A 12,666-nucleotide genomic window follows, 5' to 3' on the forward strand; every position below is an offset into this window, starting at 1 on the left:
GCATGTGTTTCTTTCCGGCTTTTTGCCACTGTCTTGCCTGACTTTTTGCCTATGAATGTTTTTCGCTGTCTCGGATTGCTTGTCGTCGTACTTCTGAGTGGTTGTGACGCTCCGGATACCTCTGTGCCCAAACCCAAGACCGAGGCGGTCATCACCGCGCCGGTATCGCCCGAGGTGCATCTGAAGACCGAGGCACCTGCGGAGGCAGCCGCCACCGATGCCAGGCAAATCAAGGCGCCGGACACCATGCATCAGCTGATGCCGGGGGTGCCAGTCGTGCCTGTGGTGGTCGGAAAGGAAAAGTCAGAACCTGCAGCACCCCAAAGCGCCAAATCGGCGGCGTCCGAAAAAGCGTCTTCCAAGGTCGCGGCAGCCAAGGCGCCTGCGAGCAAGCGCAAGAACGCCAAGGATGCCAAGACGGCCAGCGTCAAGGATGTGCGAATCAAATCGCCCAAGCTGGACCTGAGCCTGCCTCCCGAACTGGTCAAGGAACTCGACCCGCCTGCCAAGGTGATTACCAGCAAGCGCAAGCCGATATTGCCGCAGATGTTCAGCGACAAGGGCGACTCTGCGAACCCTGGTCCGTTCGAGCTCGAAGGGCGATTGCTGACCAACGAAATGCAATTGCAGATGCGCAACGAAAACCGTCGCGACGTGGAAGGCGCTGCGCTGGACTTCAAATTCAAGCAGTAAGCCCTGCCTGTCGTCCGATACAGCGTTTTCAAACAGACGTTTTGACGGTTAATATCCTTCCTCTTTTTCAATTTTCACAAAAGGGTGTCTGGTCATGGACTGCCGTTCCGGTTGTGGAGCGTGCTGCATAGCGCCTTCCATAACGTCTCCCATACCCGGTATGCCCGACGGAAAGCCTGCAGGCGAGCGTTGTCTGCACCTGTCGGTCGAGTTTTTGTGCGCCTTGTTTGGCAGGGCTGAGCGGCCCGCCGTATGCAGTCAGTTCAAGGCTGCAGAGGATGTCTGCGGTGTCGACCAGGCGGATGCCATTCGCCTGATCGGTTGGTGGGAAAAAGCCACTGCGGTGGCCTGAAAAAGTGTTTTCGAGCACAAATGCTTCTTCGGAACTTCAAAACAAGGAATAAAACAATGGGTCCGCTGTATCGCATGGCTGTTGCTTGTGGTTTGACTGTAATGCTTGCCGGAACGGCGCAGGCTGAAGAGTGGAAAGAGGTCAAGAATCAGGAGGGCATCAAGGTTTCGTTGAGCGACGTGCCCGGGTCTGATTACAAGGCTTATCAGGGCATTGCGCTGATCAATGCCAGCGTGAGCAAGTTGCGCGCGCTTCAGGAGGATGTCACGGGCGCCTGCGCCTGGATTCATGAGTGCAAGTTGCAGAAAGTGCTCAAGCACGAAGGCAACAAGACCTGGACCTACAGCCAGTTCAACACTCCCTGGCCAGTGACGCCTCGCGATTCTGTGCTGTTGATCACCACTCAGGAAGGCCCTGACGGGAGTGTTACCCGTAATCTTGAAGAGCAGCCTTCGTACATCCCCGAAGAAAAGGGCTATGTGCGCGTAACCGAGGTCAAGGGCTTCTGGAAAATGGTGCCCAAAGGGCCGAACCAGACTGAAGTGACCTATCAGGTTCACACCGAGCCGGGTGGCAGTGTGCCTTCTATGCTGGCCAACAAGTTCGTTGTCGATGCGCCGTTCAACACCTTGAAAGCCCTCAGGGAGCGTGCTGCGCAAACCCCATGATGTGCATCGGATAGCGCGCACAAAAAAGGGCTGCCAATGGCAGCCCTTTTTTTGCGTGTGGCGCTTACTTGCGGTCTTGCAGGGCGACGATGTCGCGTTGCACGTTGCCGGTGTACAGCTGGCGAGGGCGACCGATCTTGTAGGGGCTGGAGAGCATTTCCTTCCAGTGCGAGATCCAGCCGACAGTCCGCGCCAGGGCGAAGATCACGGTGAACATGCTGGTCGGAATGCCGATGGCCTTGAGGATAATGCCCGAGTAGAAGTCGACGTTCGGGTACAGCGAGCGCTCGATGAAGTACGGGTCGGTCAGGGCGATCTCTTCGAGGCGCATGGCCAGTTCGAGTTGAGGATCGTTGGTGATGCCCAGTTCTTTCAATACTTCGTCGCAGGTCTGCTTCATTACGGTGGCGCGCGGGTCACGGTTCTTGTACACGCGGTGACCGAAGCCCATGAGCTTGAACGGATCGTTCTTGTCCTTGGCCTTGGCAATGAACGTGTCGATGTTCGACACGTCGCCGATTTCATCGAGCATGGTCAGTACCGCTTCGTTGGCGCCGCCGTGGGCAGGGCCCCAGAGCGCTGCGATACCGGCTGCGATACAGGCGAACGGGTTGGCACCCGAAGAGCCCGCCATGCGTACGGTGGAGGTCGACGCGTTCTGCTCGTGATCGGCGTGGAGGATGAAGATCTTGTCCATCGCCTTGGCCAGCACCGGGCTGATCGGTTTGATCTCGCACGGGGTGTTGAACATCATGTGCAGGAAGTTTTCCGCGTAGCTGAGGTCGTTGCGCGGGTACATCATGGGTTGACCCATGGAGTACTTGTAGACCATCGCTGCCAAGGTCGGCATCTTGGCGACCAGACGGACTGCGGAAATCTCGCGGTGCTGCGGGTTATTGATATCCAGCGAGTCGTGGTAGAACGCCGACAGGGCGCCGACTACGCCACACATGACGGCCATCGGGTGGGCGTCACGGCGGAAACCGTTGAAGAAGGTCTTGAGTTGTTCGTGAACCATCGTGTGGTTCTTGACCACGGCCACGAACTGGGCTTTCTGCTCGGCGGTGGGCAGTTCACCGTTGAGCAGCAGGTAGCAGGTCTCGAGGTAGTCGGACTGCTCGGCCAGTTGTTCGATCGGGTAGCCGCGGTGTAGCAGAATGCCATTATCACCATCGATGTAGGTGATCTTCGAATCGCAAGAGGCCGTGGACATGAAACCAGGGTCAAATGTGAAGCGGCCGGTGGCGGTCAGGCCGCGTACGTCGATCACGTCCGGACCCACTGTACCGGTCAGAATTGGCAGCTCGACGGGGGCAGCGCCCTCGATGATCAACTGCGCTTTTTTGTCAGCCATGTGGCCTCCTATTTATGCTTCAAATCATCAGACAGGCCCCCCACGCAGGGCCCGCATCACTATAGTGAGATAAATTCTAAAGTCAATTTGCCTAAAGTCGTGTTCCGCAAGGGCTCGACCGTGGATTTTTCAGACGGTTTACTGCCATTTACGCCTTTTGTCGCGGCAACGCAATCCGCTATTGGCGGTACGTCTGCGCGTTGTCATTAGTAACCTAACTGTCTATACTCGGCGTCCGACCGCCAGAGGCTTTTGGCCTGTTTCAAGGGGGTCGTCACTTCCTGGGTGGTGGGTACCTGACCAGTGCACTTCCCAACAACTTGCCCTGATTGTTAGGGGCTCTTCAGTGTGAAAAAAAGCCGTGAATAGCCAACGACCTGTAAATCTAGACCTAAGGACCATCAAGCTCCCAGTCACCGCTTACACGTCCATCCTTCACCGCATCTCCGGTGTCATCCTCTTTGTCGGTATTGCAATCATGCTGTATGCAATGGACAAGTCGCTGGCCTCCGAAGAGGGATTTGGTGAAGTCAAGGCGTATATGACCAGTCCGCTGGCCAAGCTGATCATCTGGGGACTTCTGTCTGCCCTGCTGTACCACCTGGTGGCCGGTATTCGTCACCTCATCATGGACTCGGGGGTAGGCGAGACGCTTGAAGGCGGAAAGCTGGGCTCCAAAATCGTTATCGCGGTTTCCGTGATTCTGATTCTTCTGGCGGGAGTATGGATATGGTAACCAACGTCACCAACCTGTCGCGTTCGGGTCTCTATGACTGGATGGCTCAGCGTGTCTCCGCAGTCGTGCTCGCGGCTTATTTCATTTTCCTGATCGGTTACATGGTCTTTCACCCGGGTCTGAGCTACGCCCAATGGCATGGTCTGTTCGCTCACAACGGAATGCGTATCTTCAGTCTCCTGGCCCTCGTTGCCCTTGGCGCCCACGCCTGGGTCGGCATGTGGACCATCGCGACCGACTACCTGACGCCGATGGCGCTGGGCAAGTCCGCAACTGCAGTACGTTTCCTGTTCCAGGCGGTATGCGGCGTTCTGATGTTCGCCTACTTCGTCTGGGGCGTGCAGATTCTTTGGGGTATCTGATCCATGGCTAACATTAATGCGCTTTCTTTCGACGCCATCATCATTGGTGGTGGCGGTGCCGGCATGCGCGCTGCGCTGCAGCTCGCCCAGGGCGGTCACAAGACTGCCGTGGTCACCAAGGTCTTCCCGACCCGCTCGCACACCGTATCCGCGCAGGGTGGCATCACCTGTGCAATCGCCTCCGCCGATCCGAACGATGACTGGCGCTGGCACATGTACGATACCGTCAAGGGCTCCGACTACATCGGTGACCAGGACGCTATCGAATACATGTGTTCCGTAGGTCCGGAAGCGGTCTTCGAGCTCGAGCACATGGGCCTGCCGTTCTCCCGTACCGAGCAGGGCCGTATCTACCAGCGTCCGTTCGGTGGCCAGTCCAAGGACTTCGGCAAGGGCGGGCAGGCTGCCCGTACCTGCGCTGCCGCCGACCGTACCGGTCACGCACTGCTGCACACCCTGTATCAGGCCAACCTGAAGGCAGGCACTGTATTCCTCAACGAATACTATGCAGTGGATCTGGTAAAGAACAACGACGGCGCCTTTGTCGGCATCATCGCAATCTGCATCGAGACAGGCGAAACCTCGTACATCCGCGCCAATGCAACCGTGCTGGCGACTGGCGGTGCAGGCCGTATCTACTCGTCGACCACCAATGCCCTGATCAATACCGGTGACGGTATCGGCATGGCGCTGCGTGCCGGTGTACCTGTTCAGGACATCGAAATGTGGCAGTTCCACCCGACCGGTATTGCCGGTGCAGGTGTACTGGTCACCGAAGGTTGCCGCGGTGAAGGCGGTTACCTGATCAACAAGCACGGCGAGCGTTTCATGGAGCGTTATGCTCCGAACGCCAAGGACCTTGCCGGTCGTGACGTTGTGGCACGTTCCATGGTCAAGGAAATCATTGCCGGTAACGGCTGTGGTCCCGATGGCGATCACGTGATGCTCAAGCTCGATCACCTTGGCGAAGAAGTGCTGCACAGCCGTCTGCCAGGGATCATGGAGCTGTCCAAGACCTTTGCTCACGTCGATCCTGCGACCGCTCCGATCCCTGTCGTACCAACCTGCCACTACATGATGGGCGGCGTTGCCACCAACATTCATGGTCAGGCGATCACTCAGGATGCGGCGGGCGTCGATCAGATCATTCCAGGTCTGTTCGCGGTAGGTGAAGTGGCTTGCGTATCGGTTCACGGCGCAAACCGTCTGGGCGGCAACTCGCTGCTCGATCTGGTGGTGTTCGGCCGCGCTGCGGGTATCCACCTCGAGCAGGCGCTGCGTGAAGGCGTCGATTATGCGCGCGCTTCCGAGTCCGACATCGATGCTGCCCTCGCGCGCCTTGCCGGCCTGAACGAACGCACCACCGGTGAAGACGTCGCGTCCCTGCGTAAAGAACTGCAGAGCTGCATGCAGAACTACTTCGGTGTATTCCGTACTGGCGAATACATGCAGAAGGGTATTGCCCAGCTGGCTGATCTGCGCGTGCGTATCGCCAACGTCAAGATCAACGACAAGAGCCAGGCGTTCAACACCGCCCGTATCGAAGCGCTTGAACTGCAAAACCTGCTGGAAGTTGCCGAAGCCACGGCGATTGCTGCAGAGCATCGTAAAGAGTCCCGCGGCGCTCACGCTCGCGAAGACTTCGAAGATCGCGACGACGAGAACTGGTTGTGCCACACCCTGTATTTCCCGGGTGACAAGCGCGTGACCAAGCGTGCCGTGAACTTCTCGCCGAAGACTGTTCCGACTTTTGAACCCAAGATTCGGACTTATTAAGGGGTGGCCGATATGTTGCAAGTCAGTGTTTATCGTTACAACCCTGAGCAGGACGCCGCGCCGTTCATGCAGGAGTTTCAGGTCGATACCGGTGGCAAGGACCTGATGGTGCTGGACGTGCTCGCCCTGGTCAAAGAACAGGATCAGGGGTTCTCTTATCGTCGCTCATGCCGTGAAGGCGTGTGCGGTTCCGACGGCATGAATATCAACGGCAAGAACGGCCTGGCCTGCATCACGCCGCTGTCGGCTGTCGTTGCCAAGAACAAGCTGATCGTACGTCCGCTGCCTGGTTTGCCGGTTATTCGTGACCTGGTCGTCGATATGAGCATCTTCTACAAGCAGTACGAGAAGGTGAAGCCGTTCCTGCAGAACGACACGCCGGCTCCGGCCATCGAACGTCTGCAAACACCGGAAGAGCGCGAAAAGCTCGATGGTCTGTACGAGTGCATCCTGTGCGCTTGCTGCTCGACTTCCTGCCCGTCCTTCTGGTGGAACCCCGACAAGTTCCTGGGTCCTGCTGCACTGCTGCAAGCCTACCGTTTCCTGGCTGACAGCCGTGATACCCGCACCAGTGAGCGTCTGGCTTCGCTTGATGATCCGTTCAGCGTATTCCGCTGCCGCGGCATCATGAACTGCGTCAACGTCTGTCCGAAGGGCCTTAACCCAACCAAGGCTATCGGTCACGTACGCAACATGCTGTTGCAGAACGGCGTCTGATTCATCGCTTTATCTGTTACACCGTTGTACTGAAGTGGCTACGGCGCAGGCTTCAACCGGCGCCGTAGTTTTAACCTGAGCAGTAGCTCGCAAAGCTGCGGCTCTTATTTTGAAGAAATGAGACCAGCAGGGGCATCCGGGCTGGTACCCGGACTATCTGCGTGATCCCTGGTGACTTGATACAGTCGCTGCACACGACTATTTCAGGATTGCTCTGGTGTCTTCGCCGGTGGTGTCCCCTTACCGAGGGTGACCAAGCATGCAAGAAAGCGTGATGCAGCGCATGTGGAACAGTGCCCACCTATCCGGTGGTAACGCTGCCTATGTGGAAGAGCTCTATGAGCTTTACCTGCACGACCCTAACGCTGTGCCAGAAGAATGGCGCACCTACTTTCAGAAGTTGCCAGCAGACGGCAGCTCTGCCACTGATGTATCGCACTCGACCATTCGCGATCATTTCGTGTTGCTGGCCAAAAACCAGCGCCGCGCTCAACCGGTGTCCGCCGGCAGTGTGAGCAGCGAACACGAGAAGAAGCAGGTTGAAGTGCTGCGACTGATCCAGGCATATCGGATGCGTGGCCACCAGGCTGCCCAACTCGATCCGCTGGGCCTGTGGCAGCGCCCTGCGCCTGCGGATCTGTCCATCAATCATTACGGCTTGACCAATGCCGATCTTGATACGACCTTCCGTGCCGGCGACCTGTTCATCGGCAAAGAGGAAGCGAGCCTACGCGAAATTCATGAAGCGTTGCAGCAGACATATTGTCGCACCATCGGCTCCGAGTTCACTCACATCGTGGATTCCGAGCAGCGCAACTGGTTCATGCAGCGTCTCGAGAGTGTTCGTGGCCGTCCGGTGTTCTCGGCTGACATTCAGAGCCACCTGCTCGAGCGTGTTACCGCAGCTGAAGGCCTCGAGAAATACCTGGGTACCAAATACCCGGGCACCAAGCGTTTCGGTCTGGAAGGCGGCGAAAGCCTGATTCCAATGCTGGACGAGCTGATTCAGCGTTCCGGGTCCTATGGCACCAAGGAAGTCGTGATCGGCATGGCCCACCGTGGCCGCCTCAACGTACTGGTGAACACCTTCGGCAAGAATCCTCGCGACCTGTTCGACGAGTTCGAAGGCAAGAAGAAAGTGGAACTGGGTTCCGGTGACGTCAAATACCACCAGGGCTTCTCTTCCAACGTCATGACCGCAGGCGGTGAGGTTCACCTCGCCATGGCCTTCAACCCGTCTCACCTGGAGATCGTGTCTCCGGTGGTCGAGGGGTCGGTGCGTGCGCGTCAGGATCGTCGCAACGATCCGAACGGCGACAAGGTTCTGCCGATTTCCCTCCACGGCGACGCGGCCTTTGCCGGCCAGGGCGTGGTCATGGAAACCTTCCAGATGTCGCAGACTCGCGGCTTCAAGACGGGCGGTACGATCCACATCGTCATCAACAACCAGGTGGGCTTCACCATCAGCAACCCGCTGGACTCGCGTTCTACCGAGTACGCCACCGACGTCGCCAAGATGATCCAGGCGCCGATCCTCCATGTGAATGGTGATGATCCGGAAGCCGTGATGTTCGTGACCCAGCTGGCCATCGATTACCGCATGCAGTTCAAGCGCGACATCGTGATCGATCTGGTTTGCTACCGTCGCCGTGGCCACAACGAAGCTGACGAGCCGAGCGGCACCCAGCCTTTGATGTATCAGCAGATCACCAAGCAGCGCACCACGCGCGAGCTGTATGCCGAGCATCTGATCAAGACCGGCGTTCTCGACGATGCCCGCGTTCAGGCCAAGGTCGACGACTACCGCAGCGCGCTGGACAACGGTCTGCACGTGGTGAAAAGTCTGGTCAAGGAGCCGAACAAGGAATTGTTCGTCGACTGGCGTCCATACCTGGGCCATGCCTGGACTGCGCGTCACGACACCCGCTTCGATCTCAAGACCCTGCAGGAACTGTCCGCCAAGCTCATGGAGCTGCCGGAAGGCTTCGTCGTGCAGCGTCAGGTTCAGAAAATCTACGAAGACCGCCAGAAGATGCAGGCCGGTGGCTTGCCGATCAACTGGGGTTACGCCGAAACCATGGCGTACGCCACACTGGCATTCGAAGGTCACCCGATCCGCATGACGGGGCAGGACATCGGTCGCGGTACGTTCTCGCACCGTCACGCCGTGCTGCACAACCAGAAAGACGCCGGGACCTATATCCCGCTGCAGAATCTGTACTCCGGTCAGCCACGTTTCGACCTGTACGACTCCTTCCTTTCGGAAGAGGCCGTACTGGCATTCGAATACGGTTATTCGACTACCCAGCCTGATGCGCTGGTTATCTGGGAAGCCCAGTTCGGCGACTTCGCCAACGGCGCTCAGGTGGTTGTCGACCAGTTCATCACCAGCGGCGAGCACAAGTGGGGCCGTCTGTGCGGTCTGACCATGCTGTTGCCTCATGGCTATGAAGGGCAGGGGCCAGAGCACTCGTCGGCCCGTCTGGAGCGTTACCTGCAATTGTGCGCCGAGCACAACATTCAGGTGTGCGTACCGACGACTCCGGCGCAGATCTATCACTTGTTGCGTCGTCAGGTCATCCGTCCGCTGCGCAAGCCGCTGATCGTGCTGACACCGAAGTCGCTGTTGCGTCACAAGCTGGCTGTTTCGACTCTGGAAGACTTGGCCGAAGGCTCGTTCCAGACCGTCATTCCGGAAATCGATACCCTCGATCCGGCCAAGGTCACGCGTCTGGTGCTGTGCAGCGGCAAGGTTTACTACGATCTCCTGGAAAAACGCCGTGCCGAAGGGCGTGAAGACATCGCCATCGTTCGCCTCGAGCAGCTGTATCCGTTCCCTGAAGATGATTTGATGGAAACCATCGCGCCTTATACCAACCTGCAGCATGTGGTCTGGTGTCAGGAAGAGCCGATGAACCAGGGTGCCTGGTACAGCAGCCAACACCATCTGCGTCGCAGCATGGGCAACCACAAACGTGAACTCGTTCTCGAGTACGCCGGTCGTGATGCTTCTGCCGCTCCAGCATGTGGTTACGCTTCGATGCACGCCGAGCAGCAGGAAAAACTGCTGCAAGATGCCTTCACTGTTTAACGCCTTCGAGCATTAGAAACCGAATTAAGGAATTACAGATAATGGCTATCGAGATCAAAGCCCCCTCTTTCCCGGAATCCGTTGCCGACGGCACCATTTCCACCTGGCACAAGCAGCCGGGCGATGCGGTAAAACGTGACGAGCTGCTGGTCGACATCGAGACCGATAAGGTCGTTCTCGAAGTACTGGCCGAAGCCGACGGCGTGCTGGTATCGATCGTGAAAGGCGAGGGCAGCACTGTCCTGTCCAACGAAGTGATTGCAACGCTGGACGCTGGTGCTACTGCTTCTGCTGCGCCAGCGGCCGCGCCTGCCTCGGCTCCTGCTGCGGCTCCCGCTGCACCTGCTGGCGCTGGCGAAGAAGACCCGATTGCTGCGCCTGCTGCGCGTCAATTGGCTGAAGAAAACGGCATCAACCTGGCCAGCGTCAAGGGCACCGGTAAAGACGGCCGTATCACCAAGGAAGACGTGGTTGCTGCAGTTGAAGCGAAGAAATCCGCTCCGGCCGCCGCGCCTGCCGCCAAGCCTGCTGCCGCCGCGGCTCCTGTGGTCGCTGCTGGCGATCGCACCGAGAAGCGTGTGCCGATGACCCGCGTGCGTGCAACCGTTGCCAAGCGTCTGGTCGAAGCCCAGTCGAACATGGCGATGCTGACCACTTTCAACGAAGTCGACATGACCGAAGTCATGGCACTGCGTTCGAAGTACAAGGACCTGTTCGAGAAGTCGCACAATGGCGTACGCCTGGGCTTCATGTCGTTCTTCGTCAAGGCTGCCACTGAAGCGCTGAAGCGCTTCCCGGCCGTCAACGCGTCGATCGACGGTTCCGATATCGTTTACCACGGCTATGCTGACGTCGGTGTCGCGGTTTCCAGCGATCGCGGTCTGGTCGTACCGGTTCTGCGTAACGCAGAGCACATGAGCCTGGCTGAAATCGAAGGCGGCATCGCCACCTTCGGCAAGAAAGCCCGTGACGGTAAACTGTCCATCGACGAGATGACCGGCGGTACGTTCACTATCACCAATGGTGGTACTTTCGGTTCGATGATGTCGACGCCGATCGTCAACCCGCCACAGGCTGCAATTCTGGGCATGCACAACATTCTGCAGCGTCCGATGGCGGTCAATGGTCAGGTTGTGATTCGCCCGATGATGTATCTGGCGTTGTCGTATGATCACCGTTTGATCGACGGCAAGGAAGCGGTAACCTTCCTCGTGACCATCAAGAACCTGCTGGAAGATCCGGCTCGTCTGCTGCTGGATATTTGATGACGCAGCCCCGGGCTGCACACGACAGGCTGCGCAAGAGCGCAGTCTGTCGCACAGCCCGGGTCTTGCAGATTACATCTAATGAACAGGTTGCAACGCTCGTCTGTAAAGCATCACAGACCTGCCTGCAGCTTGCAGGTTAAAGCTCGCAGCTATAGAGGAATTCTTTTTTATGTCCCAGAAATTCGACGTGGTAGTGATTGGCGCAGGCCCTGGCGGTTATGTTGCCGCCATCAAGGCTGCGCAACTTGGTCTCAAGACTGCCTGCATCGAGAAGTATCAGGACAAGGAGGGCAAACTGGCCCTCGGCGGTACCTGCCTGAACGTGGGTTGCATTCCTTCCAAGGCACTGCTCGACAGCTCCTGGAAATTCTATGAAGCCAAGAACGGCTTCAGCGTGCATGGCATCTCGACCTCTGAACTGAACATCGACGTCCCAGCGATGATCGGCCGCAAGTCGACCATCGTCAAAGGCCTGACCGGCGGCGTTGCCAGCCTGTTCAAAGCCAACGGCGTGACCACGTTGCAGGGCCACGGCAAACTGCTGGCCGGCAAGAAAGTTGAACTGACCGCAGCCGATGGCACTGTCGAAATCATTGAAGCGGATCATGTGATCCTGGCTTCGGGTTCGCGTCCTATCGACATTCCGCCAGCGCCTGTTGACCAGAAAGTCATCGTCGATTCGACTGGTGCTCTTGAATTCCAACAGGTTCCACAGCGTCTGGGCGTGATCGGCGCTGGCGTGATCGGTCTGGAACTGGGTTCTGTCTGGGCTCGCCTGGGTGCCCAGGTTACCGTTCTGGAAGCGCTGGAGAAGTTCATCCCGGCAGCCGACGAAGCGGTTTCCAAGGAAGCGCTGAAAACTTTCAACAAGCAGGGCCTGGACATCAAGCTGGGCGCTCGCGTGACCGGTTCCAAGGTCGAAGGCGAGCAGGTTGTGGTCAGCTACACCGACGCTGCCGGCGAACAGTCGATCACATTCGACCGTCTGATCGTTGCCGTGGGCCGTCGTCCGGTTACCACTGACCTGCTGGCTTCGGACAGCGGCGTCGATCTGGACGAGCGCGGTTTCATCTACGTTGATGACTACTGCACCACCAGCGTTCCGGGCGTATACGCCATTGGTGACGTGGTTCGCGGTCTGATGCTGGCGCACAAGGCCTCGGAAGAGGGCATCATGGTTGTCGAGCGCATCAAGGGCCACAAGGCCCAGATGAACTACAACCTGATCCCGTCGGTTATCTATACCCACCCGGAAATCGCCTGGGTCGGCAAGACCGAGCAGACGCTCAAGGCCGAAGGCGTTGAAGTCAACGTCGGTACGTTCCCGTTCGCAGCCAGCGGCCGTGCCATGGCAGCCAATGACACCGGCGGTTTCGTCAAGATCATTGCCGACGCCAAGACCGATCGCGTACTGGGTGTTCACGTTATTGGCCCGAGCGCTGCAGAACTGGTACAGCAGGGCGCAATCGCGATGGAATTCGGCAGCAGCGCAGAGGACATCGGCATGATGGTCTTCTCGCACCCGACCCTGTCCGAAGCGCTGCATGAAGCTGCACTGGCTGTGAATGGCGGCGCCATCCATATCCAGAATCGCAAGAAACGCTAAGACAACAAGAGAAACCACGGCGCAGTGCCCGTCGTTGGCCTTG

General features: G+C 58.1%; 11 protein-coding genes. 10 read left to right on the forward strand and 1 reads right to left on the reverse strand.

Features of this window, described 5'->3' with window-relative positions:
- Nucleotides 1-51: 51 nt before the first annotated feature.
- From BT119_RS01940 to BT119_RS01950, 3 genes are all read left to right on the forward strand, one after another.
- Entirely contained in the window at nt 52-693 is a 642-nt protein-coding gene (locus BT119_RS01940; RefSeq protein ID WP_072364648.1) for a translation initiation factor 2, read from the forward strand.
- A 94-nt stretch (nt 694-787) separates the two neighbouring features.
- Complete coding sequence (locus tag BT119_RS01945; RefSeq protein ID WP_003366694.1) at nt 788-1,045, forward strand: YkgJ family cysteine cluster protein; 258 nt, start codon at nt 788-790, stop codon at nt 1,043-1,045.
- 56 nt (nt 1,046-1,101) lie between these two features.
- Nucleotides 1,102-1,713 (forward strand): START domain-containing protein, encoded by a 612-nt coding sequence (locus BT119_RS01950; RefSeq protein WP_003366696.1) that lies wholly within the window; start codon nt 1,102-1,104, stop codon nt 1,711-1,713.
- Between the two features lie 64 nt (nt 1,714-1,777).
- On the opposite strand, the gene gltA is transcribed toward BT119_RS01950, so the two are convergent.
- Nucleotides 1,778-3,067 carry a citrate synthase gene (gltA, locus tag BT119_RS01955; RefSeq protein WP_003366698.1) on the reverse strand — a complete coding sequence of 430 codons (1,290 nt, stop codon included), beginning with the start codon at nt 3,065-3,067 and terminating at the stop codon, nt 1,778-1,780.
- Between the two features lie 361 nt (nt 3,068-3,428).
- Between gltA and sdhC the strand changes: the two genes are divergently transcribed.
- The 7 genes from sdhC to lpdA all read left to right on the forward strand — a co-directional run bounded on the left by sdhC (nt 3,429) and on the right by lpdA (nt 12,623).
- Nucleotides 3,429-3,803, forward strand: coding sequence for a succinate dehydrogenase, cytochrome b556 subunit (gene sdhC, locus BT119_RS01960; RefSeq protein ID WP_003423585.1), 375 nt, complete (start codon nt 3,429-3,431; stop codon nt 3,801-3,803).
- Nucleotides 3,797-4,165: a succinate dehydrogenase, hydrophobic membrane anchor protein gene (gene sdhD / locus BT119_RS01965; protein WP_003316551.1), complete on the forward strand. Its 369-nt coding sequence runs from the start codon at nt 3,797-3,799 to the stop codon at nt 4,163-4,165. The genes sdhC and sdhD overlap by 7 nt, the downstream gene beginning before the upstream one ends.
- 3 nt (nt 4,166-4,168) lie before the next feature.
- Entirely contained in the window at nt 4,169-5,941 is a 1,773-nt protein-coding gene (gene sdhA / locus BT119_RS01970; RefSeq protein WP_003419913.1) for a succinate dehydrogenase flavoprotein subunit, read from the forward strand.
- Between the two features lie 12 nt (nt 5,942-5,953).
- Nucleotides 5,954-6,658, forward strand: a complete 705-nt coding sequence (locus BT119_RS01975; protein ID WP_003343563.1) for a succinate dehydrogenase iron-sulfur subunit — start codon at nt 5,954-5,956, stop codon at nt 6,656-6,658.
- Between the two features lie 259 nt (nt 6,659-6,917).
- The gene (locus BT119_RS01980) at nt 6,918-9,749 is read left to right on the forward strand and encodes a 2-oxoglutarate dehydrogenase E1 component (protein ID WP_003366703.1); all 2,832 of its coding nucleotides are present in this window, start codon (nt 6,918-6,920) and stop codon (nt 9,747-9,749) included.
- A 41-nt stretch (nt 9,750-9,790) separates the two neighbouring features.
- The gene (odhB, locus tag BT119_RS01985; RefSeq protein WP_072364651.1) at nt 9,791-11,014 is read left to right on the forward strand and encodes a 2-oxoglutarate dehydrogenase complex dihydrolipoyllysine-residue succinyltransferase; all 1,224 of its coding nucleotides are present in this window, start codon (nt 9,791-9,793) and stop codon (nt 11,012-11,014) included.
- Nucleotides 11,015-11,186: 172 nt separating this feature from the next.
- Complete coding sequence (gene lpdA, locus BT119_RS01990) at nt 11,187-12,623, forward strand: dihydrolipoyl dehydrogenase (RefSeq protein ID WP_003409846.1); 1,437 nt, start codon at nt 11,187-11,189, stop codon at nt 12,621-12,623.
- Nucleotides 12,624-12,666 lie beyond the last annotated feature (43 nt).

The sequence above is a fragment of the Pseudomonas sp. NFACC10-1 genome, assembly GCF_900119195.1.
In the GTDB taxonomy this organism is placed as follows: Bacteria; Pseudomonadota; Gammaproteobacteria; order Pseudomonadales; family Pseudomonadaceae; genus Aquipseudomonas; species Aquipseudomonas cerasi.